The sequence below is a fragment of the Chryseobacterium sp. MMO-72 genome, assembly GCF_037146035.1.
GTDB classification, from domain to species: domain Bacteria; phylum Bacteroidota; class Bacteroidia; order Flavobacteriales; family Weeksellaceae; genus Chryseobacterium; species Chryseobacterium indicum.
In genome coordinates this window covers 66404-90229 of sequence record NZ_JBBCWG010000017.1, presented here as the reverse complement: position 1 = coordinate 90229, position 23826 = coordinate 66404, and the positions used below count along the sequence as shown (strand labels likewise).

Below are 23826 nucleotides of genomic sequence, written 5' to 3'. Positions count from 1 at the left end.
TAGGGTGGTTTTAGCGGTGGGGCTCACCTGTTCCCATTCCGAACACAGAAGTTAAGCCCACCAGCGCCGATGGTACTGCGAAAGCGGGAGAGTAGGTCACCGCCAGTTTTTTTTAAAAGTCTCATAGATTAAATTCTATGAGACTTTTTTTATGCCCATACCTCAAAGAATACCCCAAGGAAAGAGCCAAGTTAAAAGGATAAAGGAAGAAGTAAAAAGGGAAAAGAGCCAAGTAACAAGTAACAAGTGAAAGTAAAAAGTAAAGAAGCCGAGGATATAGTCAATCATCAATCATCAATTATCTTTCATTGCTCATTGCTCATTACTCATTACTTAACCGCGATAGAAACGGCATCCTTTTGGGTTACGGGCGGAGCTAAGCGGAGCCCGTAACCCAAAAGATACAGTGGATAGCGGGAATAAGCTCATGAAAATTTGGTGAATGAATGATATATAAATACGATGTATGTAATTGTCAACTCCTTATTTACAATTTGTTTTTACCGGATATTTTTGTAGATTTTTCTAATAATATTATATTTAAGACAAACTAAAGGAAATGTGTAGATATGCCGGAAAAACATACAAGTCTCATTATGTCTGCTTCAAATGTAGAAAATCATTTAAACAGAGTAGTTCTTCGGATATTTTAGAGAGAATCAATAAAAATAAGCTGAGTTATAAAACTGGATTTCAATTTAAGAAAGATATGAGTAAATTGGACACTTTGATTTCGGAAATAGAAAATCGTCCGATTAAATGTCCTGAATGTTCTCAATTAATGGCAGATCTGGGATTGGATTTTAAGGCTCCCAAGAAAACGGCTTTTAAAAAATGGGAAATAGTTGAAGGTTTATATACAATAGGAAAAGTATTTCATTCTTGTGGTTGTAGTGGACCAGGATATATTCCTCAAAACAGATTGGAATATAAAGATTATTTGAGCGACAAGTTAAAATTATATCAAGAGTACTTGGTTGATTGTCAGAACTTATCAAAATAATCAATTCCTGATAAGGATGAAAGATTAGTTTATTGGTCTCAAAGAATTTCTCAATTAAAGGAAGAAATACTTCATCAAGGTTTTGTCGTCAATTAATTTAAAAAATAAGCATTGCAGTATTTCCTTCAATATTGTGATATCTACATTACGAGTTAATTTTGAAAACAAACACTATGTTATTCACCTGTCGAGATATTTTTAAGTTTCTAATAAAATTGGAGGAAGCCCTAATTTTATTATCAATAGTTGTAAATCAGGTATAAAATCATTATTCGGAATGCTGAAATCTCGGTGAAAATTTCGTACTTTTGGCATGAAAAATTTCAAAAACTAAAAGTAAAATGGATATTATTTTCGACCTGATTGAAAAGGAAAGACTAAGACAAACTCATGGTATTGAGATGATTGCATCAGAAAATTTTGTTTCTGAGAATGTAATGAAAGCTATGGGAAGCGTATTGACCAACAAATATGCTGAAGGGTATCCCGGAAAAAGATATTATGGAGGTTGTGAAGTTGTAGACGAGGTTGAAACTTTGGCAATCAACAGAGCTAAAGAACTTTTCGGAGTAGAATATGCGAATGTTCAGCCCCACTCCGGATCTCAGGCGAATGCGGCAGTTTACTTAGCGGTTTTAAAACCAGGAGACAAGATTATGGGAATGGATCTCTCTATGGGAGGGCACCTTACGCATGGTTCTTCGGTTAATTTTTCAGGAATTCAATATGACGTTGTTTCTTATGGTGTTAAAAAGGAAACTGGGCTTATTGATTACGATCAGATGAGAGAAGTTGCTTTGAGGGAAAAACCTAAGATGCTGATTGCTGGTTTTTCTGCTTATTCAAGAGATTTAGACTATGCAAAATTCAGAGAAGTTGCTGATGAAATCGGAGCTACACTTTGGGCTGATATTGCCCACCCTGCAGGTCTGGTGGCAAAAGGTCTTTTGAACAATCCATTTGAATACTGTCATGTTGTTACTACAACTACTCATAAGACGCTAAGAGGACCAAGAGGTGGAATGATCATGATGGGGAAAGATTTTGAGAATACTTACGGTCATAAAACTCCAAAAGGAGAAATCAAAATGATGAGTCAGGTTCTTGACGGTGCTGTTTTTCCTGGAATTCAGGGAGGTCCGCTGGAGCACGTTATTGCAGGTAAAGCGGTTGCTTTCGGTGAAGCACTGGACGATCAGTTTTTAATCTACGCAAAACAGGTTCAGTCTAACGCACAGGCTTTGGCTAAAGCAATGATCGACAGGGGTTTTGATATTGTAAGCGGAGGAACAGACAATCACCTAATGCTGGTTGATCTTAGAAATAAAAATGTAAACGGAAAAGAGACCGAAAAAGCACTTGTTCTTGCAGATATTACGTGTAACAAAAATATGGTTCCTTTTGATGATAAATCTCCATTTACAACATCAGGGATCAGATTGGGAACTGCAGCGATTACAACAAGAGGTCTGAAAGAGAATGATATGGACACTATTGCCGGATTAATTTCTGATGTGGTAGATAATATCAAAAATGAAGAAGTTATAACTTCTGTCAGAAAAAAAGTAAATGAATTAATGGAGGGTAAAGCTTTATTCAACTATTAATTTTCTTAGAAATAAATTATAAAGAATGGGCTTAGCTCATTCTTTTTTGTGTAGAATATATGGAGAAAAAGTCTTTCACTTTTGACGAGATTAAAATGAAGCTGGTAAACTATTGTGTTTATCAGGATCGTTGCCATGCAGAAGTTGAACAGAAAATGAGGGAGTTTCTCCTTATTGATGAAGCGAAAGAAGAAATTTTGCTTTATCTGATGAAAGAAAATTATCTGAATGAAGAACGTTTTACGAGAAGTTATATTCGCGGAAAATTTTATATTAAACATTGGGGGAAAACAAAGATTAAAATTCATCTTAAACAGAAACAGATATCAGATAAGTTAATTAATCTGTGTTTTGATGAAATTGATGAAGATGATTACGGTAAAACGATCCGTAGAATTTATCAGGATTATTATGATAAACAGAGCGGACTGAAAGAATATCAAAGAAAAGCCAAAACAATTAAATATTTAATGAGCAGGGGCTTTGAATATGAGAAAATAATTGATAATTTTGACAACGCATAAATGATAAAATTATTTTAATTTGAAAGAGGAGAGAATCTGGCTCTCACCTCCGCATATGGGAGGAAGTGAGCTTAAATATATAAAAGAAGCATTTGATACCAACTGGATTTCTCAGTTTGGAAATAATATAGATCATTTTGAGAATATTCTTGAAGAATATTTGGGTGAAAATTCTTTTGTGGCTGCTCTTTCCTCCGGAACGGCTGCTATACATTTAGCTTTGAGATTATTAAACGTAGAAGAAGGAGATTTTGTGATCTGCCAGTCTTTTACTTTTGTAGCATCTGTAAATCCCGTGTTATATTTAAAAGCTGTTCCAATTCTGGTAGACAGTGAACCCTCGACATTTAATTTATGTCCTAATGCGTTGGAAGACGCTGTGAAATTTTGCCTGCAGAAAGGAAAAAAGCCTAAGGCTATTATTGCTGTAAGTCTTTACGGAATGCCTTTTATGGTAGACGAAGTTTTGGAAATTTCCAGAAAATACGATATTCCCCTTATTGAAGACAGTGCAGAAGCTTTGGGCAGTAAGTACAACAATCAGGCATGTGGAACTTTTGGCGATTTATCCATTATCAGTTTTAACGGAAATAAAATCATTACTACTTCCGGTGGAGGAATTCTTATTTCGAAAAGCCAGATTACCAAAAACAGAGCCATTTATCTTGCGACGCAGGCTAAGGAAAATGAGGATTTTTACAGTCATTCAGAATTAGGATATAATTACCGGATCAGCAATATTTCAGCTGGCATCGGAAGGGGACAAATGGAAGTGCTTGAAGAAAGGATTCGGGCAAGGCGGGAAAATCACGTTTTTTATAAGGAATTATTTGAAAGTTTTGATGATCTTCATTTATTTTCTGAACCTTCTGCAAAATTTTATTCAAATTATTGGTTGAATGTAATTTTGATTGATGGAGAATATTGGGATAAAAAAAAAATGCGAAGCATATTTTCTGAAAATAATATAGAAACCAGATATTTATGGAAGCCAATGCATCTGCAGGTGCTTTATAAAGACTGTATTTTTTTTGGCAGTAATATTTCTGGTGCTTTTTTTGATAGAGGTCTGTGTCTTCCGTCAGGAAGTAATATTACGGAAAATTGTAAAGAAAGAATTACCAGAACGTTATATGACTATAGAAATTAAATTTGTTATTAATTCAAAAATCGATGAAATTTTATTGTAATTTTACGCGAAGATAAATAAGTTTATTTTTCTAGACATTAATTTTAAATTATATGAACACAACTCTAGACAATGTACGATTCTCTTAGAAAGAAGATTTTTGGAGGAGATAATGTTGTCAGTCTCTCTGATGTAAGATATTTACCCAGATGGATAATATTAATAATTGATATTATTATTCTGGTAATATCCTTATTTTTATCTACCTACATTATAGAAAAAATTACCCAAAAGGAATTTATCTACGATGATAAGAATCTTGTATTTTTATCAATTATTGTCGTGAATGTTTTTTACATGTATATTTTTAAGACTTATGCAGGAATAATCAGACATTCAACATTCACCGATCTTTTTAAGCTTCTGACTTCATGCTTCTGTACGATGGCTACCGTAGCAACAGTCAATATTTTTTATTTCTGGTTCACCGGAGGAAAATTCATTCTAACACCATATCTGATACTTTTTTTCATTATTTCCTTTATGGGATTATTTCTATTCCGATTATATGTGAAAGAATTTTTTCATATTGTAAGAGAATATAGAAGAAGTACCCTTAAAAAGAGAATTCTTGTTTTAGGGATTGATGAGCAGTCTATAGCCATTGCAAGAGCTATCTTGGATAATCCAAGCCTTCCTTATCATGTGGTGGGATTTCTTACTCAGAGATCAGATTCTAAGAGAGCATCACTGTTAGGAAAACCAATCCTTTCAAAAGAAAAAATTGAAGGTCATACAAAGGAAGAATTGGTTGTAGACGGAGTGATCATTATAAAAGAAATGATGTCTAAAGACGAAATGAATTCGTGGGTGAATCTGTTTCTGGAAAAAGATCTTAATATTTTTAAAGCTCCATCTGTTCAAAAACTTAGAGACAGTGATCTGGGAGGATCTATCAGGAATCTGCAAATTGAAGATTTACTGAACAGGAAGCCGATTAAAATTGAAAGTGAAGATGTAAGAAGCAGACACTTTAATAAGACAATTTTAGTAACCGGAGGTGCAGGATCTATCGGTAGTGAAATTGTTAGACAGGTTGCACAATTTAATCCCTCTCTTATCGTTGTATTAGATCAGGCTGAAACACCTTTATATGATATTGAACTTGAAATGAGAGAAAAGTTTCCTCATATCACTTTTAAGTTCGTCTTAGCAGATGTTTCCAATAAACATAGAATAGAACCATTATTCCAAATGTATAATTTTTCTATGGTATACCATGCAGCGGCATATAAGCATGTCCCATTGGTTGAGGAAAATCCACACGAAGGAATTATAGTAAATGTATTAGGCTCCAGAATTATTGCAACACTTTCAAGTAAATACAAGGTGAATAGATTTGTAATGGTATCAACAGATAAAGCTGTAAACCCTACCAATGTGATGGGAGCTTCTAAAAGAGCTGCGGAATTATTTGTTCAATCATTACAGAATGTAGAAGGAAATAAAACCAAATTCATCACAACAAGATTCGGAAATGTTTTAGGATCTAACGGATCTGTTATTCCTTATTTTAAAAAACAAATTGAGGCAGGAGGTCCAGTAACGATTACCCATCCGGATATTGTGAGATATTTCATGACAATACCGGAAGCTTGTGAACTTGTTCTTCAGGCAGGAACAATGGGGCATGGAGGAGAGATTTTTGTTTTTGATATGGGAGAACCGGTTAAAATTCTGGATCTTGCAAGAAGAATGATAAAATTATCAGGATTCGAACCTAATATTGATATTAAAATTATTTATACGGGACTGAGACCCGGAGAAAAATTATACGAAGAGCTTTTGAGTGATGATGCAAAAACACTGCCAACGCATAATGATAAAATTATGATCTCAAAAGATCCAAGTATGGAATTTTCGGAGATAGAATCTATGATAAATCTTGTTACTAAGGCTGCAATCAAAAGAGATAAAGTGGAAGTGGTAAGAATTCTAAAAACTATTGTTCCCGAGTTTAGAAGTAACAATTCTATTTATGAAATACTGGATAAATAGAAAAATAATAAATGTATATTTGTACAATTTAAAAATATGATGAAAGGTAAAATACTGGCTGTATTACTAGCAGTTGCATTAGTTTCGTGCAAAACCAATCCCAGCGCACACAACGATCTGAATTATATGCAGAATATAGAAAATGTTGCAATAGATGCTTCTGCTAAAAATTCTCAAAATACTATTCAACCGGCAGACCAATTAATTATTCTGATTACTGCAAAAGATATGGATGTGGTTAGACCATTTAACCAAAATTATTCTTCTTCAGAATTTGTTCAGAGTAATACATTGGCAGGCGGCAATACACCAGGACAAGGATCAACAACTATTTCAGGACCAACTTATATTGTAGATTCAAATGGGGATATAGATTTTCCAATTTTGGGAAAACTCAATACAACAAACAAAACCTTAGTCCAATTCAAGGAGGAAATAAGTAACAGAATGAAAGAATTTGTTATTAATCCTACGGTATCTGTAAGACTTACCAACTTTAAAATTTCAATTTTAGGCGAAGTAAACAGGCAGGGCGATTATATTGTGACAAACGGACAGGCAACTATTCTAAATGCCTTGGCAATGGCCGGAGATCTCACTACCTATGGACGAAGAGATGATATCCTGATAATAAGAACAGAAAATGGACAAATTACTCATGGAAGAGTAAACGTGCGGGATGCTAATCTTATTAATTCTCCTTTCTATAATCTCAAGCAGGGTGATGCTATAATTGTATCTGCGAACAATACAAAAGATGTAATCTCAAAACAGAATCCGAATACACCTCTTATTTTATCTGCAATTTCTATCGGTGTAACAGCAATCGCAGTTGTGATAGGTCTATTTAAGAAATAAAATGATGGAACAACAAAATATTCACTCAACAGAAATTGAAACAGAACTGAATGTAAGAGATATAATTCAACCTTATTTAAAACGTTGGATGTGGCTTATTGCAAGTGTTATAGTATCGGTAACTCTTGCGTATCTATATCTTAAAAGACAAGTTCCAATTTTTGAAGTCGCTTCAACAGTACTTATTAAAGATTCTAAATCAAATAATGCGGGAACACAGGATTTTGCAGCTCTAAGAGATATTTCGGGTATTGGTAAGATAGGTAGTAATGGAGTTGAAAATGAAATGGAAATTTTCAAGTCTAAAAAACTTGTACGAGAAGTTGTAAAGACATTAGGTCTCGAAACTAATATTTATAATGGAGATTTAAAACATGAAATTTACGGTGAAACCTCTCCTATAAAGGTTAGAGTTTTACAAGAAAAAGATGTAAAAGGTAAGATTTCAGGGGTTGTAAATTTAAAAATTGACGGAAATCAGTTGAAACTGTCTTCAGAGACTATACCCACTATTAATACAACCTTCAATAAAGTTATCAGTCTGCCTTTTGCTAATATAATGATTTTAAGAAATGAGGACTATAAAGCCGGCAAAAAATTAAATGAACTTATATTAGATATCTCTACAATTGATTCCAGAACGGATGCTTATCAAGCAGCTTTAAATGTATCACTTATAAATAAAGATGCTACTGTTATCAAGCTTGCAATGAATCATGCCGATGTTGATAAAGCTAAAGCAATTATTAATAAATTGGTTCAGGTATACAACGAGGATGCAATTGAAGATAAAAATACAGAATTTAGAAATACAGCTAAATTTATCAGTGAAAGGATAGAGCAGGTTGGTAAAGATTTGGGCGATGTAGAAAACCAAAAAGAAAGGTTTAAGCAGAGTAACCAAATATCCGATATAGAAACAGAAGTTAAATTAGGCTTACAAACAAATGCGGAAGCAAAGAGTAAAGAGTTGGAAATTAATGCGCAACTTGAACTTACCGATGCTTTGTTAGGATATGTCGGTAATCAGAATTCTTATCAGACTTTACCCAGTAATTTAGGACTAAATAATCCTAGTGCAACGACTAATATTTCTTCGTATAATCAGTTAGTTCTGCAAAGAAATAAACTTCTTCAAAGTGCTACACCGGAAAACCCGCTTGTTGTTGATATTACAAAGCAAATCAATAATATCAGAAATTCTGTTATTCAGAGTTTACAGAAAAACAGAACAGGGCTTCAGTTAGCTAAAAATGGTTTATCATCAGAACAAAATAGCATTTCAGGTAAAATTGCTAAAGTACCGGTTCAGGAAAAGCTATTCAGAAGCATTGAAAGACAACAGCAAATAAAAGAATCACTATATCTTCTTTTATTACAAAAAAGAGAAGAAACGGCTATATCCATGGCGGTTACTGCACCTAAAGCAAGAGTTATTGATAAAGCTTTTGTAGGAATGAATGTTGCGCCCAGAGCCATGGTAATTTTACTTTCCGGGTTTTTAATAGGCTTTTTGATTCCGATTGCGATCATCTATCTTCAGCAGTTATTCAATGATAAAGTAAAAACAAAACATGATCTTGAAAAACTAACGAACAGAAAACCAATCATAGGAGAAATCCCTAGTATGGAAAGAGGACAGGATGAGTTGGTAAAAATGAATGATCTTTCGCCAATGGCAGAGTCTTTCAGAATTTTAATTACCAACATGAATTTCATGTTCCCTAAAAATATCAAAAAAGGAAGAACTGTGTTTGTAACTTCAACCGTAAAAGGGGAGGGTAAAACGCACGTGTCGGTAAACCTTGCATTAACGATGGCAACTCCTAAGAAGAAGATCATCATCATTGGTTCAGATATAAGAAACCCTCAGTTACAAAGATATAATACGACAAGAAAAGGTTTAGCCGGACTTACAGAGTTTCTTTATGATGACCAGGTTTCTGTAGAAGATATTGTACACCAGAGCGCATTTAATCCTTATTTGGATGTAATTTTCTCAGGAAGTATTCCTCCAAATCCGACAGAATTGTTATCTAACGGAAGATATGAAGATCTTCTTGCAGATCTTCAGGGTACTTATGATTATATTATCATTGATACTGCTCCATTAATGCTGGTTACGGATACGTTGTTAATTGCAAATATGGCAGATGTAACGCTATATGTAACAAGATCAAGACATACTGAAAAATCTCTGATTGATTTTGCCAACAAACAGGTGGAAGGACACAAAATAAAGAATGTTGCTTTTATATTGAATGACGTAAACAAAGAGTACTTTGCTTATGGAAACAAATACGGGTATGGATATACAGCAACAGATGACAGAAGCTTTTTTGATAAGGTAAAAAGCATTTTTACTAAAAATGATGAAAACAAATAAAGATTTTAAAATTGCCGTAATCGGTCAGGGTTATGTTGGGCTTCCATTAGCTCTGGAATTTTCAAAACACTTACCTGTTTATGGATTTGATATTAATATCAAAAGAATTGAGGAGCTTAAAGAGGGTGAAGATCATACCTTAGAAGCTAATTCTGAAGAAATAAAAGAGTGTCTGAGCATTGCAGTTAAAAGTAATTTTACAAAAGGATATATACCATCTTGTTCTTTGGAGGAAATTGCAAACGCAAATGTATACATTGTAACAGTTCCTACACCGATAGACCGATTTAACTCTCCTGATCTTAGCCTGTTGATAAAGGCAAGTGAAATGTTAGGTAGAATTCTTAAAAAAGATGATATTGTGATTTATGAATCTACCGTATATCCTGGATGTACAGAAGAAGAATGTATTCCGATATTAGAAAAAGAATCAGGATTAAAGCTTAATGTCGATTTTTACGTTGGATATTCACCCGAGAGAATTGTTCCCGGAGATAAAGTAAACACTTTGGTGACCATTAAAAAAGTCACATCCGGTTCTACACCAGAAATCGCTGAAAGTATAGATAAACTATATCAGCTGATTATTAAAGCAGGAACTCATAAAGCGCCAAGTATTAAAGTAGCCGAAGCTTCAAAAGCAATTGAAAATGCTCAAAGGGATGTAAATATTTCTTTTGTAAACGAATTAGCATTAATTTTTGACAGAATCGGTATAGATACACATGATGTTTTAGAAGCTGCGGGTACAAAATTTAATTTTTTAAAATATCGTCCCGGTTTAGTAGGAGGACACTGCATTTCAGTAGACCCTTATTATCTTGCTCATAAAGCAGGGCAGCTTGGTTATCATCCACAGGTAATTTTAAGCGGCAGGAGAGTAAACGATATGATGCCGGAATTCATTGCTGGAAAGGTTGTGAAATTAATGATTCAGAAGGGTATTCAGATTAAAAATGCAAATGCTCTGATATTAGGAATTACTTTTAAAGAGAATTGTCCAGATATTAGAAATACAAAAGTCATCAATATCTATTCTGAGCTTAAACAGTATGGTCTTAATGTGGATATTTATGATCCGTGGGCGGATAAAGACGAAGTGAAATCTGAATATAATATCGAAACTCTTGAAAATATCATTAAGGATAAAAAATATGAGGTTGTTGTTTTAGCAGTTTCACATAATGAATTTAAATTACTCGATATTGCTTCATTAAAAGCTGATAGTTCTATATTATTTGATGTGAAAGCATTCTTAGATAGAGATGTCGCAGATGCACGATTATAAATAGATTTTGAATCTCAGGATAAGAATTACTACATAAGGCTGTAGGGATTAAATTAGAATATCTAAAAAAGATAATGATGCTTGAAAAAAAAAAGTTAGTAAGAAATATTGCTTCTTTGGGAATTATTCAGATAGTTAACTATATATTTCCATTGATTACCGTGCCATATGTCTCCAGGATAATTGGTCCGGACGGATATGGAATTATTAATTATGCGATGGCATTTATTGGATATTTCACGCTTCTTATTGCTTATGGTTTTGATTTGACGGCTACCAGAAGAATATCACAAAATTCAAATAATAAAGAATATATTAATGAAGTTGTTTCTGAAGTATTTACATCAAGAATAATTTTATATGCAGTATCCTGCATTTTATTTGTTATTTCTCTTTATTTTTTTACCCCTATACAGAAAGATCTTTCAGTTGCAGTAATATTATTTACCGGCTGTATATCTACGGTAATTTCGCCACAATATATCTTTCAGGGATTACAGGAACTGGAAATTTTTGCTAAACTTAATTTTGTTAAAGGTATTATAAATACAGCATTAGTTTTCATTTTAATTAAACATAGTTCAGATTATTATTGGATTCCTCTGCTTTCGACAATTTTTCTAATATCTACGAATGTATTTCTTTTTCTTTACGCTGTCAGAAAATTTCATATTAAATATAGGTTGATATCGTTTAGAAAGTCATTCAAACTTATTCTTGATGAAAGAATAATTTTCTTTTCTACTATAGTAATTAGTCTATACACTTCTACCAATATTGTAGTTTTAGGTTTTTTTGCGGATACTAAAGAAGTTGGTTACTATACAACAAGTCAGAATTTCCTTAATATAGTTAATTCAATGCTTATGCTTCCGATTTCAACAGCACTTTATCCTTTTATTGGCAGGGCATTTTCTATATCAAGAGAGCATGGAATAACTCTAATTAAAAAAATTGTTCCAATAGTTTTTTATCTTACCTTTTTTGCGTCTGTTGCTGTTCTTTTATTTGCGCCATTTTTAGTTAGGCTTATTTATGGACATCAATTTGATAATTCCATTAATGTTCTAAAAATTATCTCTTTTGTACCATTTATTGTTGGTCTTTCAAATATTTTCGGCATACAGCTTATGTTAAATTTAGGACTGGATAAAATGTTTTTCAGAACAACTTTCATAGCAAGTATCGCAGGTCTCATATTAAATATATTTATGAGTAAATATTGGGGATATATAGGAACGGCCTGGAATTGTGTAATCATAGAATGCTTAGTTACCATTTTAATGTATTTTGCTTTGAAAAAAGAAAAAATAGGTATTTTTAAAATGGATTACTTCAACCCAAAACAAATTTTCTTGACATTAAAAAATAGAAACGAATAATAAAATGAAAAAATATCTAATCATTGGATCTGGATTTTCCGGAGCTGTTATTGCAGAACAATTAAGTAAAAATCCGGAAAATCACATCACTGTAATAGATGAGCGGGATCATATAGGGGGAAACTGCTATACGGAGAGAGATTCGGAAACCAATGTAATGGTACATAAATACGGTCCACATATTTTTAATACAGACAATAAAGAAGTTTGGGATTACATCCAGAATTTTTGCGAAATGGTTCCGTTTGTAAATCGCGTAAAATCAATTTATAAAGGAAATGTTTATTCCATGCCTATTAATCTGCATACCATAAACCAGTTTTTTAATAAAACTATGCGTCCGGATGAGGCAAAGATATTTATAGAATCTATTGCAAAAAAAGATATTGAAGAGCCTCAAAATTTTGAAGAGCAAGCCATGAAGTTTATCGGGGAAGATCTTTATAAAGCTTTCTTTTATGGTTATACAAAAAAGCAGTGGGGATGTGAACCAACAGAATTACCTGCAAGTATTCTCAAAAGATTACCTGTAAGATTTAATTATAATGATAATTATTATGCAAATCCTTATCAGGGAATTCCAAGAGATGGATATACCGCAATTTTCGAGAAAATGCTTTCTGCCAGTAATATTGAAGTTAAACTTAATACGAAGTTTGATTCTTCATGGGATCTTTCCGAATATGAAAAAGTTTTCTATTCCGGACCTATAGATGCTTTTTTTGATTATAAATACGGACGACTTTCTTATAGAACCGTTTATTTTGAAAGAGCTGTAGCAGAAGGAGATTATCAGGGTAATCCTGTCATAAATTATGCAGATCCTGAAGTTCCATATACCAGAGTACACGAGCATAAACATTTTACTCCTTGGGAAGAACATGAGAAAACAACTTACTTCAAAGAATTCAGTAAAGAAACTGAGGAAGCAGATATTCCTTACTATCCTAAAAGATTAACGGAGGATATGGAAAAACTTGCATTGTACGAAGAGGAGGTTAAAAAGATGGATAAAATTTATTTTGTGGGAAGATTAGCAACCTACAGATATATGGATATGCATCATGTAATAGGCGAAGCTTTAGAAATTTGTAAAAGTTATGGAAAATAAGATATATGTTTTATGTCCAGCTAAATACCAGACAGGAGGGACAGAATTAGCTCATCAACTTGTGGACTATCTTAATAAAAAAGGTCTGCAATGTTATATAGTTTATTATTTAAAGGATAAAATAGTAAATGAGGAAATTCCAGAAGGCTTTAGAAAATATAAGATTAAAACTTCTGTTGATATTGAAGATAATGATAAAAACTATTTGTTTATACCAGAAAGTTCTTTATACTTTGCTAGACAAACAAAAAATATTAAATTATTTTTTTGGTGGATGTCTTTTGATAACTTCTTTGGCATAGCTTCAATTTTTGACTACTTAAAGTACTTTTTTAAGGGATATTTTACATGGAAACAGTTATTAATTAACATATATTTTTATAATATTAAGTTGTGTACAAGTATTTCATCACTTAGAAAATGCTATAAAGATAGACTAATCAATGTTTATCAGTCCAAATATGCTCAGCATGAAATATTTAATTTAGGATTTTACAATCAAATGCCCCTAAGTGATTATATTAATAAAGAATTTATACAAGATTATCTTGCAGGAAACTCCAATCTTGTTAAACAAAATATAGTTTTATACAATCCAGCAAAAGGAATTAGGACAACCAGAAGATTAATTAAATCTGCACCAGAAATAAAATTTGTACCATTATCCGGACTTACACGTGTGCAAATGAAGGAATTGCTTAGAACGGCAAAAGTTTATATTGATTTTGGTAATCATCCAGGAAAGGATAGGATCCCAAGGGAAGCATGTATAAATGGATGTTGTGTTATTGTAGCTGCAAAAGGATCTGCAAAATATTTCGAGGATGTTCCAATAAGTGAAAACTATAAATTTTCTAGAATCGATATTAAAAAGATTAAAAATACAATAAATAATATATTTGATAATTACGAACAACATAATAAAGACTTTGTCTACTATAGAAGTAGAATTGTCGAAGAGGAAAGTATATTTTACAAAGAGATAGATAATATTATTGAGTATATTAACTTGAAGAACATAAAGTCTTCTCACTAGATAAAATTCAGTAAATGCAGGTTTCAATAATAATTGTTAATTATAACACAAAAGATATTACCAATGATTGTATAAATTCTATTATCTCTCATACAAAAGATTTGGGGTATGAAATCATTTTAGTTGATAACGGTTCTAAAGATGGCTCTAAAGAATATTTCGAAGAGAGGAGAGATATAACGTATATTTATTCTATTGAAAATTTGGGGTTTGGCAAAGCTAATAATCTTGGAGCAGAAAAAGCTAAAGGAGAACTTCTGTTTTTATTAAACTCAGACACCATTTTAATTGAAAATTCCATAAAAAAAATGTTTGATTTCTTTTGTCAGAACGAAGAAGGGTTAAAAATTGGAGTTTTAGGCTGTCTTTTAATTGATGATAAGTATGAAATTAATGGATATGGCGATGAGTTTCCTTCCTGTAAAAAAGAGATTAGTAATTATTTATCATTAATTCCAATTACTAATTTTTTCGTTAAAAAGGAAAAGAGAAAACCGATTGAATTAACAAATGATTATTTTGAAATTGATTACGTGATCGGCGCGGATATGCTTATGAGAAAGAAAAATTTTCTCAAGCTTAACGGATTTGATGAAGACTTCTTCATGTATTATGAAGAATCTGATTTACAGAAAAGGATGAGTAATTTGCTTGGTGTAAGAAATTTTATCTATACAAAAACTAGAATTATTCATCTAGAAGATGCTAGTGGAAAAAATATAAAGCGGTACACAAATAAAAAAAGGATTATTGTACATAAAAGCAAAAACTTATATTTGAAAAAGAACGATTTTGAAAACTTCAAGTTATATAAAATTTATGACAATTTATTTTTGTGGCTCAGTAAATTCAATAAAAAATATACAAAACAAGAATATTTTGAATACTTCACTGAAATAAAAAAGACACATCTATGAAAATAGCGATTATAGGAAGCAAAGATTTTGATAGCTTAGAATATCATATACATGATTCTCTTACTTTTTTAGGACATGAGGTATTTCATATTGATATTTCAGATGTAATAAAAATTCCGTACAGATATAATTATTATGCTACAAAACTATTCCCAAAATATGATGAAAAAGTATTTCTTAAAATAGCAGATCGAGTTATTGATGAAAAACCGGATTTGGTAATCGGGGTTTATCGCTTTATACATCCGAAATGTATAAGAAAAATAAAAGATGAACTTAAAAATGTAGTAGCGATTCATATTAACCCGGATGCTTTAACCACTTTTGAGTATCAACAGATATTTGTTTCCGATTATGATGCATATTTTACAAAAGATCCTTACATTGTAAGTTTTATGAAAGGTAAAATGTCTCTGAATGCGCATTATCTTCCTGAGGCTTTTAACCAAAGAGTTCACAAACCTTTTGAAGGAAAAGACAGAAAAACATTGGAAGAAGAGACAAATATAGATGTTGTAACCTTTGGAAATATGTATCCTTACCGTGCCAATATGATTAAAAGTTTGGTAGAAAGCAATATAAACATAAAATTATTTGGCATACCGGATAAGAGATTCCCACAGAAGGCAGTTCAGAATAACTTTACCAATGAATATATTACTGGTGCCAGAAAATCAGAGGTTTTGTTAGGATCTAAAATAGTTTTTAATAACTTTCATTATGCGGAGATAGAATCTGTGAATGTAAAATTCTTTGAGATTGGTGGCATCGGTGCTTTTCAGATATGTGATTATAAACCCATAATTAAAGAATACTCTATAATTGACCCGGAACAATTTACGTTTAAAAATATTAATGAAGCTATAGAAAAAATTAAGTACTATATTGATAAGCCTAATGAAAGACACCTTTTAAGCAAACAGCAACGAGAACATTTCTTAACACATCATACTTATGACATAAGATTGAAAAAAATGTTAGATAGTATATTGTAATTTTCAAAAATTAGCAATTTGTGAGTATATATTTATTATTGTAGATTTTAATTATACTAAAGTGATAAAAAAATTAATATATACAGTCAAATAGAAAAACGTAATGTTAAAATTAAAATTAAATAAAGCTACATTTATTGCTATAAATCTAATAGTATTTGGATTCATTGCATATAAATCTTTTTTTTTATTGAATGAGGTAAAGAATAGAGAAATTGAATATGAATTGTTATTAGCTTTTTTATCATCGCTGCTATCTATAGTGCCATTTACATACTCTTGGTATAAATTAGGAAAACCAAGACTTACAGATTGGGTGAAGTTTTCTACTTTTTTATATTTGATTTTTAATTATTATGATATAGCTAATTTGTTGGATTCTAAAGAGGTAGGAATATATGCGGAAAATTATGTGAACATTTCTTATGTTTATGGTGCTTTACTAACTGTTGTTATTGGTTTAATGACAATTAATATTGTAGATTTTCTGTTCATTTTTTTTGGTGCTGTAAAAAATAAAAATGTACTGAATTACGAGATACAAAATAAATATATTTTGAGAAATGAAAAACTTTTTATTATTTCTTCACTATCATTTATAGGACTCATGTATTTATTACTCGCGTTGGGTGTTATAGGGTATGGAGCTTCGGATGAAGTAAACATAGGATCTTTTTCATTCATATTTCAGGTAATTAATATCGTATCTCCTATTTTTTATTTGTCTTATTTAATCCTTAAGTATTCCATGCATTATAATTCTAGAATGTTTAATATAGCGTTTAAAACGTATATGTTTTTATATATTCTTTTTGGATTAATTGCCGGTATGAAAGGAATTCTTATTTTTGGAATTGTTCTTTTTTTAATTCCTTATCTTAATTCCGGAAGGAAAATAAATATAAAATATGTAGTGTTTTCATTTTTGTTTTTACTTATTCTTTATCCATTAAATAATAACTACCGAGATATTTTAGTTAAGAATCCAGGAGTAAGTAAAGTTGCTGCTTTACAAGTCGCAACCGCCCAAACTGTATCATTAAATTTTGGAAAAAATGTTTCTTCCAGTACAAATAGCTATACTGATAGAATAGCAATGTTGCCCTATCTGGTTTTTGCTTTAGAAAAAGAGAAGGATTGGAATAATTATAAAAACTTAGATAGATTTATTTACTTACCTGTTTCATTAATCCCAAGATTTATATTGTCAAACAAACCGCAAGAAGACAATGGGGCAAAACTACAAGAAATGATTGTAAAAGGAATAAGAAATTCTCCCACGCCAACAATGTATGGTTGGGCATATTTGGAAGGAGGATTTATATATGTTGTATTTCATTTTTTATTACTATCTGTAGTACTCAACTATGTTGATTTTTGCATAAAGAAAAAATCTATTTTTCATTTAATTTTTTATGCAAATCTTTTGGTAAAAAGTATTATTATCGAACAAGATGTTTATTTTTTTATTGCCTCCTTGTTTCAAATGATATTAGTCTATTATTTTTTTACAAAGTTTTTTTTCGTACGATCCTATATTAAGTAATTAATTTGCTTTAAATTAAGTTTAGAATTAGTAAAACAATTTAACTTTATTTTTATTAGTTCGGGAGTATTGAAAAATATTTTTATAAAAAAAAGAATCAAGAATATAACTTACCAGACAACTTTAGTATAGAATCATATCTTTAATGAACCACATAAAACAAGGCTTAAACAAAATGAAGAAGATTATAATTTTTATAAATAAATTGAAATACAATTTATTTATAGAAATTACATAATTAATAGAATTGCTTGTATTTAGATATTATTAATTATTATGATATTACTTACTCTATTTTTACTAATTGTATTTTCGATCTTATCATTCTTTGATTTGATAAAAACGAGAAAGAATATCATACTATATTTCTTTTTAATATATCTCGTAATCTTAGAGGCAATTAAGTATAGTAGTGGTACAGATTATTTTTTTTATTATTATGATTATCAAAATTATTTTACTCATCAAAATTATCAATCAAGATATGAACCTTTATATTCAATATTTTCAAAATTAGCTGTAGTTTTAAAATTACCATATCACCTATTTCTATTTATTTATTATTTCATTTATTATTTATTAATAGGGATTGTTTTAAAGAAAGTTTCTCCTTATCCGATAATATCATTATTATTATTATTTTGTATTTCTATAGGTCTTATGGGAAGCAACAGGCAGTTGATGGCAGCCGTCATCGTTTTTTTTACCTTTTTTACTTTTTTTATTAATAGTGCATCATTTAAAAATTATTTTTTATTTTTTTTATCCGTTCTTATTGCCTGTGGTTTTCATTATTCCGCTATAGTTTTCTTACCTATAGCTTTATTTAGGAATCGAATAGCATATAGTTTTTGGATTTCTTGTCTAGTGATTGCTTTTTTGTTTTTAGCTTTTAACATTAATAGCTACATAATTTTTAATATAGACAATTTTATCCCTCAAGCTTATTCTAATCTCATAAACAAATATAAAACAACCGAAAATGTAGTTATACCTGTAGATTCCAATATAATACTAGGTTTTTTGCGAAGAGCATTACTTGTGATATTATTTTTAATATTTAAGACTGAGCATAAATTTCGTCCAATCTTTAATATTTTATATAATATTAGTTGGTTTTCGTTGATATTTTATATTCTTTTTTATACAATTCCTTTTTTAGCCTCAAGAGCTGGAACTTATTTCTTAATTTTTGAATGTATAAGTTATGTTACTCTTTTAAAATTGTTAAATCAGAAATATTTACAGCATATTTTTTTAGCTTTTATTATTTTATTTTCTATATTTTTGTTTTGCAAGAATATAGCCCCATATCCTCACTTATTTATCCCTTATAAAACAATTTTTGGAATTTTTTAAATGAAAATAAATTATTTTTTCAGAGCATATAATAGTCATCAAATAAGTATCGAAAAATTATTTGACATTATCATAAAATCCATAGAGGAAAAAGGTGTAAAAACTTATAAAATCGTTAATCCCTATAATTTTTCTTTTGTTAGCATGTTTAGATCCATGTTATATTTTAGAAAAAATCAGGCACAAATAAATCATATTACAGGAGACATCCATTGGGCAAGTTTGTTTTTAGATGCCAATAGAACAGTACTTACAATCCACGATTTAGTAGGATTAGAACAGATGAAGGGTGTTAAAAGAAAGTTATACTTTTTATTATGGGTTTATCTGCCCATTAGAAAACTGAAATATATTACTGCAATATCCGAAAAGACAAAGCAAGAAATTGTTAACTTAATACCCTGGTCTAAAGATAAAATTACGGTAATACCTAATTGTGTTTCCATTGAAATTAATAAAAAAGATGAGGTTAAGGAAATAAGTGATATTCCTAATATTTTAATAGTAGGGACGAGACAAAACAAGAATATAGATAGAGTTTTTAGAGCATTAAAAGGACTCAACATACATTTAACAATAGTAGGTAATTTATCAACTATACAAGAGATGTATTTGATGGAAAATAAATTCAAATACGATAATTTGGTTGGTATTACAGAAAGTGAGCTGTTAAAATGTTATCAAAAAGCTCATATTTTATGTTTTGTATCTGTTTACGAAGGCTTTGGCTTGCCTATATTAGAAGCGCAGGCTCAAAATTGTTGCGTTATAACATCGGATTTATCTCCAATGAATGAGGTAGCAGGAGAAGGAGCCCTACTTGTTAATCCATATTCAGTTGAAAGCATTCGCTCTGCAATAAAAGACCTTATAAATAACAAGGAAGAAAGGCAGCGTTTAACATTATTAGGTAAAAAAAACGTAGTAAAATATTCTGTAGAAAATGTGGCTAACCTGTATATAAAATTATATTTCAAAATATTAAGTAAATCATGATACTAATAGACGCATTATACATCAACAACAGCGGTGGGAAAGTCCTGTTAGATTATCTTATTGAAGAACTGGAGAAAACTGATAAAGAAGTTTTTTATCTTTTGGATGAACGTATTCAGAAAGAAAAATTACAGTTAAAAAAAAATAAAGTAATATACTTAAAGGCTTCTTTAATAAAAAGAAGAAACTTCTATAAAGAGAATAAAAATAAGTTTTCTTCGATACTGTGTTTCGGAAATCTTCCTCCTAATATTAAAACTTCCGCTAAAGTTTATACTTACTTTCATCAGTTGTTATTTTTGGATCTTCCAAAAGAAATGTCTTTTATAAGTAAAAAGATATACTACATCAAAACCCGTTTTCTGAATGCTTTCAAAAAAAATACAGATTACTGGCTGGTTCAGACAGAGTTGGTTAAAGAAAAACTGTCAAAAAAATATGGGATTCAGGGAAGTAATATTTTGGTCATTCCCTTTTATCCTCCTTTCACTTCAGAAGTTAACACAAATATCAGAAAAGAGCATCAGTATATTTACGTCAGCAATGTGTCAAAACACAAAAATCATCTTAGGCTGATTGAAGCATTCGCGAAATTTTATGATAAACACAAAAAAGGAAAACTCATTCTAACGATTCCTGATGATGCTTCTGAAATATTAAACTCAATTAATGTAAAAGTAAATCAGGGATATCCTGTTGAAAATATTGGATTCGTAGATCGAAATTCTTTATGCCAATTATACATGGAATCAGAATATCACATATTCCCATCCCTTACGGAAAGCTTCGGTCTAGGCTTAGTGGAAGCTATAGAAAACGGCTGTAAGATAATCGGTGCAGATTTACCTTATACCTATGCAGTCTGCAAGCCAAGTCTGGTTTTTAATCCTTTAGAAGTAGATTCTATTACTGAAGCATTATCACTATCTTTGCAAAAAAATACAATAAACTCGGAGTCTAAAGTAAAGAATGAAATCAATACATTAATTTCTTTACTGCATTAAAATATAAATTATGGAAATACAAAATAAAGTCCTTCTTATCACAGGTGGAACAGGTTCATTTGGAACGGCTGTTTTAAGAAAATTCATCAATACAGACCACTTCAGAGAAATCCGTATTTTTTCGCGCGACGAGAAAAAGCAGGATGATATGAGAAACCAGTTTAGAAGCGATAAACTGAAATTCTATATCGGGGATGTAAGAGATTACAGAAGTGTAGAACCTGCAATGAGAGGAGTAGACTATGTATTTCATGCCGCAGCTTTAAAGCAGGTGCCTTCCTGCGAATTTTTCCCGATGCAGGCCGTAAAAACCAATGTAGAAGGAACCCAAAACGTAATTGATGCCGCTGCAAAAAACAATGTGAAAAAAGTAATCTGTCTAAGTACAGACAAAGCTGCATACCCTATCAATGCAATGGGAATTTCCAAAGCAATGATGGAAAAAGTAGCCGTTGCCGCATCACGTAATCTGGAAAATACAACAGTTTGCCTTACAAGATATGGAAACGTAATGGCTTCCAGAGGATCGGTAATTCCGTTATTTGTAAAACAGATTAAAAATGGCGAATCCATTACCATTACAGATCCGAGTATGACAAGATTCTTAATGTCGTTAGAGGAAGCGGTAGATTTAGTTCTTTTTGCTTTCGAACACGGAAACTCAGGCGACCTTTTCGTTAATAAAGCGCCTGCAGGAACTATCGGAGATCTTGCTCAGGCTCTGAAAGAAATGTTTAAAGCCGATAATCCGGTAAAAGTAATCGGAACGAGACACGGTGAAAAACTCTACGAAACCCTTTGTACGCGTGAAGAGATGCTGAAAGCAGAAGATATGGGAGAATTTTACAGAATTCCTGCCGATAACAGAGATCTTAATTACGCACAGTATTTTTCAGAAGGGGTAGAAGATATTTCAAAAATAGAAGACTACCATTCTCATAATACAAAACAGGAAGATGTTGAAGGAATGAAAAAACTTTTATTAAAACTCCCTTTAATCAGAAAAGAAGTTCTGGGAGAAGATATAATGCAATATCCTGATTAATTTTTTATTATGGCTATTCCTGCAATCATAGAAGGAGGGAAATATTCTGACGAAAGAGGCAGTTTGTTTTTTAACAATAACTTTGATGTTTCGGCAATTAAAAGAATATACTGTATCGAAAATAAAGATACAGATTTTATAAGAGGCTGGACAGGTCACAAAACTGAACAGCGATGGTTCTCGGCATTACAGGGAATCTTTATCATAAGATTAATAAAAATTGATCATTGGGAAACACCCTCAAAAGATTCAGAAATTTTGGAATTTGAACTTCATGCAGATCAGTTGGATATTCTTCATATTCCACAAGGATATGCAAGTGCCATTCAATCCAAAGTAGAAGGATCAAAATTATTGGTAATGGCAGATTATGCTTTGGGAGAAATAGAAGATGATTATCGATTTTCTATTGATTACTTTAAAAATTTATAACAATGAAAAAAGTAGGAATTACTGGACAAAACGGCTTTGTTGGTTCGCATTTATATAACACTTTGGGCTTACAGCCTGAAAAATTTGAAAGAATTTCTTTCGAAAGAGATTTTTTCGACTCTCCTGAAAAACTGGACGACTTTGTGAAGCAATGTGATGTTATTGTACATCTTGCAGCCATGAACCGCCATCCGGATCCGGAAGTAATCTTCAATAATAATGTAAAGCTTGTTAAAAAACTGACAGACTCTTTACAGAGAACAGGATCAAAAGCACACGTTCTTTTCTCATCATCTTCTCAGGAAGAAAGAGATAATCTGTACGGTAAATCTAAAAAAGAAGGCAGAGAATTATTTGCAGACTGGGCAAAAAACAATGGAGGTAAATTTACAGGGATGATTATTCCTAACGTTTTCGGACCTTTTGGAAAACCGAATTACAATTCTTTCATCGCAACATTCTGTCATAAACTTACCCACGGCGAAAATCCTGTGATTGATAATGATGGAGAAGTAAAACTGATCTATGTCGGAGAACTTGTTCAGGAAATCATCAATCAGATAGAAATTTCAGAAACCAACGAATTATACGAAGTTCCTCACACATCCGTAAATAAAGTTTCTGAAGTTTTAGCTAAACTTGAAAATTATAAAAAGCTTTATTTTGATAACGGAGAAATTCCAGTGTTGGAAACGAAATTCGATCTTAACCTTTTCAATACATTCCGCTGCTATTTTGATATTAAAAATCATTATCCCGTAAAATTTATACAGCACACCGATCCGAGAGGAGCTTTTGTGGAAGTAATTCGTTTGGGAATCGGCGGACAGTGTTCTTTTTCCACTACCGTTCCGGGAATTACCAGAGGAAACCATTTTCATACAAGAAAAATCGAAAGATTTGCGGTAATTAAAGGCAAAGCTCTTATTCAATTAAGAAAAATAGACAGCGATGAGGTTCTGGATTTTTATTTAGACGGAAACGAACCCGCTTATGTAGATATGCCGATTTGGTATACCCACAATATTAAAAACATCGGAGAAGAAGAACTGTACACTATTTTCTGGATCAATGAACCCTTTAATCCGGAAGATTCAGATACCTATTTTGTGGAAGTTTAATAATATTTAACTATAAACTTCACGGGCTT

20 protein-coding genes and 1 rRNA gene are annotated in these 23826 nt (G+C 31.4%); all 21 read left to right on the top strand.

Annotation, left to right across the window (positions count from 1 at the left end):
- The 21 genes from rrf (at position 1) to WFH39_RS18750 (ending at position 23797) form a co-directional block, all read left to right on the top strand.
- A 5S ribosomal RNA gene (rrf, locus tag WFH39_RS18850) occupies positions 1–108 on the top strand.
- Positions 109–709: 601 nt separating this feature from the next.
- Entirely contained in the window at positions 710–1003 is a 294-nt protein-coding gene (locus WFH39_RS18845) for a hypothetical protein (protein WP_336691004.1), read from the top strand.
- 341 nt (positions 1004–1344) lie between these two features.
- Positions 1345–2610, top strand: a complete 1266-nt coding sequence (gene glyA, locus WFH39_RS18840; RefSeq protein WP_336691003.1) for a serine hydroxymethyltransferase — start codon at positions 1345–1347, stop codon at positions 2608–2610.
- 59 nt (positions 2611–2669) lie between these two features.
- A complete protein-coding gene (locus tag WFH39_RS18835) occupies positions 2670–3134 on the top strand; it encodes a regulatory protein RecX (protein ID WP_336691002.1) in 465 nt (154 codons plus the stop codon).
- Positions 3135–3153: 19 nt separating this feature from the next.
- The gene (locus WFH39_RS18830) at positions 3154–4284 is read left to right on the top strand and encodes a DegT/DnrJ/EryC1/StrS family aminotransferase (protein ID WP_336691001.1); all 1131 of its coding nucleotides are present in this window, start codon (positions 3154–3156) and stop codon (positions 4282–4284) included.
- 111 nt (positions 4285–4395) lie between these two features.
- Positions 4396–6321: a polysaccharide biosynthesis protein gene (locus tag WFH39_RS18825; protein WP_336691000.1), complete on the top strand. Its 1926-nt coding sequence runs from the start codon at positions 4396–4398 to the stop codon at positions 6319–6321.
- Positions 6322–6360: 39 nt separating this feature from the next.
- Entirely contained in the window at positions 6361–7179 is an 819-nt protein-coding gene (locus tag WFH39_RS18820; protein ID WP_336690999.1) for a polysaccharide biosynthesis/export family protein, read from the top strand.
- 1 nt (position 7180) lies between these two features.
- Positions 7181–9565, top strand: a complete 2385-nt coding sequence (locus tag WFH39_RS18815; RefSeq protein ID WP_336690998.1) for a GumC family protein — start codon at positions 7181–7183, stop codon at positions 9563–9565.
- Complete coding sequence (locus WFH39_RS18810; protein ID WP_442891773.1) at positions 9549–10853, top strand: nucleotide sugar dehydrogenase; 1305 nt, start codon at positions 9549–9551, stop codon at positions 10851–10853. Before WFH39_RS18815 ends, WFH39_RS18810 begins: the two co-directional genes overlap by 17 nt.
- Before the next feature lie 77 nt (positions 10854–10930).
- Entirely contained in the window at positions 10931–12235 is a 1305-nt protein-coding gene (locus WFH39_RS18805; RefSeq protein WP_336690997.1) for a flippase, read from the top strand.
- A gap of 4 nt (positions 12236–12239) precedes the next feature.
- Complete coding sequence (glf, locus tag WFH39_RS18800) at positions 12240–13346, top strand: UDP-galactopyranose mutase (protein ID WP_214590640.1); 1107 nt, start codon at positions 12240–12242, stop codon at positions 13344–13346.
- Positions 13336–14382 (top strand): hypothetical protein, encoded by a 1047-nt coding sequence (locus WFH39_RS18795; protein WP_214590639.1) that lies wholly within the window; start codon positions 13336–13338, stop codon positions 14380–14382. The genes glf and WFH39_RS18795 overlap by 11 nt, the downstream gene beginning before the upstream one ends.
- A 14-nt stretch (positions 14383–14396) precedes the next feature.
- Positions 14397–15299 carry a glycosyltransferase family 2 protein gene (locus WFH39_RS18790; RefSeq protein WP_336690996.1) on the top strand — a complete coding sequence of 301 codons (903 nt, stop codon included), beginning with the start codon at positions 14397–14399 and terminating at the stop codon, positions 15297–15299.
- A complete protein-coding gene (locus tag WFH39_RS18785) occupies positions 15296–16294 on the top strand; it encodes a CgeB family protein (RefSeq protein ID WP_336690995.1) in 999 nt (332 codons plus the stop codon). The genes WFH39_RS18790 and WFH39_RS18785 overlap by 4 nt, the downstream gene beginning before the upstream one ends.
- Positions 16295–16397: 103 nt before the next feature.
- The gene (locus WFH39_RS18780) at positions 16398–17840 is read left to right on the top strand and encodes a hypothetical protein (RefSeq protein WP_336690994.1); all 1443 of its coding nucleotides are present in this window, start codon (positions 16398–16400) and stop codon (positions 17838–17840) included.
- 276 nt (positions 17841–18116) lie between these two features.
- On the top strand, positions 18117–19199 hold the full coding sequence (locus tag WFH39_RS18775) for an EpsG family protein (RefSeq protein ID WP_250902181.1): 1083 nt from the start codon (positions 18117–18119) through the stop codon (positions 19197–19199).
- Positions 19200–20195, top strand: coding sequence for a glycosyltransferase family 4 protein (locus WFH39_RS18770; protein WP_214590634.1), 996 nt, complete (start codon positions 19200–19202; stop codon positions 20193–20195).
- Complete coding sequence (locus tag WFH39_RS18765; protein WP_336690993.1) at positions 20192–21199, top strand: glycosyltransferase; 1008 nt, start codon at positions 20192–20194, stop codon at positions 21197–21199. Before WFH39_RS18770 ends, WFH39_RS18765 begins: the two co-directional genes overlap by 4 nt.
- A 10-nt stretch (positions 21200–21209) precedes the next feature.
- Complete coding sequence (locus WFH39_RS18760; protein WP_087709320.1) at positions 21210–22244, top strand: polysaccharide biosynthesis protein; 1035 nt, start codon at positions 21210–21212, stop codon at positions 22242–22244.
- Between the two features lie 9 nt (positions 22245–22253).
- Positions 22254–22676, top strand: coding sequence for a WxcM-like domain-containing protein (locus WFH39_RS18755; RefSeq protein WP_336690992.1), 423 nt, complete (start codon positions 22254–22256; stop codon positions 22674–22676).
- A gap of 2 nt (positions 22677–22678) precedes the next feature.
- Entirely contained in the window at positions 22679–23797 is a 1119-nt protein-coding gene (locus tag WFH39_RS18750) for a polysaccharide biosynthesis C-terminal domain-containing protein (protein WP_336690991.1), read from the top strand.
- Positions 23798–23826: the final 29 nt, after the last annotated feature.

Bases quoted from the DNA above. Each gene is read 5' to 3' on its own strand.
- WFH39_RS18780 (WP_336690994.1), top strand. From the start codon at position 16,398: ATGTTAAAATTAAAATTAAATAAAGCTACATTTATTGCTATAAATCTA.
- WFH39_RS18765 (WP_336690993.1), top strand. From the start codon at position 20,192: ATGATACTAATAGACGCATTATACATCAACAACAGCGGTGGGAAAGTC.
- WFH39_RS18775 (WP_250902181.1), top strand. From the start codon at position 18,117: ATGATATTACTTACTCTATTTTTACTAATTGTATTTTCGATCTTATCA.
- WFH39_RS18755 (WP_336690992.1), top strand. From the start codon at position 22,254: ATGGCTATTCCTGCAATCATAGAAGGAGGGAAATATTCTGACGAAAGA.
- WFH39_RS18835 (WP_336691002.1), top strand. From the start codon at position 2,670: ATGGAGAAAAAGTCTTTCACTTTTGACGAGATTAAAATGAAGCTGGTA.
- WFH39_RS18820 (WP_336690999.1), top strand. From the start codon at position 6,361: ATGAAAGGTAAAATACTGGCTGTATTACTAGCAGTTGCATTAGTTTCG.
- WFH39_RS18790 (WP_336690996.1), top strand. From the start codon at position 14,397: ATGCAGGTTTCAATAATAATTGTTAATTATAACACAAAAGATATTACC.
- WFH39_RS18785 (WP_336690995.1), top strand. From the start codon at position 15,296: ATGAAAATAGCGATTATAGGAAGCAAAGATTTTGATAGCTTAGAATAT.
- glyA (WP_336691003.1), top strand. From the start codon at position 1,345: ATGGATATTATTTTCGACCTGATTGAAAAGGAAAGACTAAGACAAACT.
- WFH39_RS18815 (WP_336690998.1), top strand. From the start codon at position 7,181: ATGATGGAACAACAAAATATTCACTCAACAGAAATTGAAACAGAACTG.
- WFH39_RS18845 (WP_336691004.1), top strand. From the start codon at position 710: ATGAGTAAATTGGACACTTTGATTTCGGAAATAGAAAATCGTCCGATT.
- glf (WP_214590640.1), top strand. From the start codon at position 12,240: ATGAAAAAATATCTAATCATTGGATCTGGATTTTCCGGAGCTGTTATT.
- WFH39_RS18805 (WP_336690997.1), top strand. From the start codon at position 10,931: ATGCTTGAAAAAAAAAAGTTAGTAAGAAATATTGCTTCTTTGGGAATT.
- WFH39_RS18795 (WP_214590639.1), top strand. From the start codon at position 13,336: ATGGAAAATAAGATATATGTTTTATGTCCAGCTAAATACCAGACAGGA.
- WFH39_RS18750 (WP_336690991.1), top strand. From the start codon at position 22,679: ATGAAAAAAGTAGGAATTACTGGACAAAACGGCTTTGTTGGTTCGCAT.
- WFH39_RS18760 (WP_087709320.1), top strand. From the start codon at position 21,210: ATGGAAATACAAAATAAAGTCCTTCTTATCACAGGTGGAACAGGTTCA.
- WFH39_RS18825 (WP_336691000.1), top strand. From the start codon at position 4,396: ATGTACGATTCTCTTAGAAAGAAGATTTTTGGAGGAGATAATGTTGTC.
- WFH39_RS18810 (WP_442891773.1), top strand. From the start codon at position 9,549: ATGATGAAAACAAATAAAGATTTTAAAATTGCCGTAATCGGTCAGGGT.
- WFH39_RS18770 (WP_214590634.1), top strand. From the start codon at position 19,200: ATGAAAATAAATTATTTTTTCAGAGCATATAATAGTCATCAAATAAGT.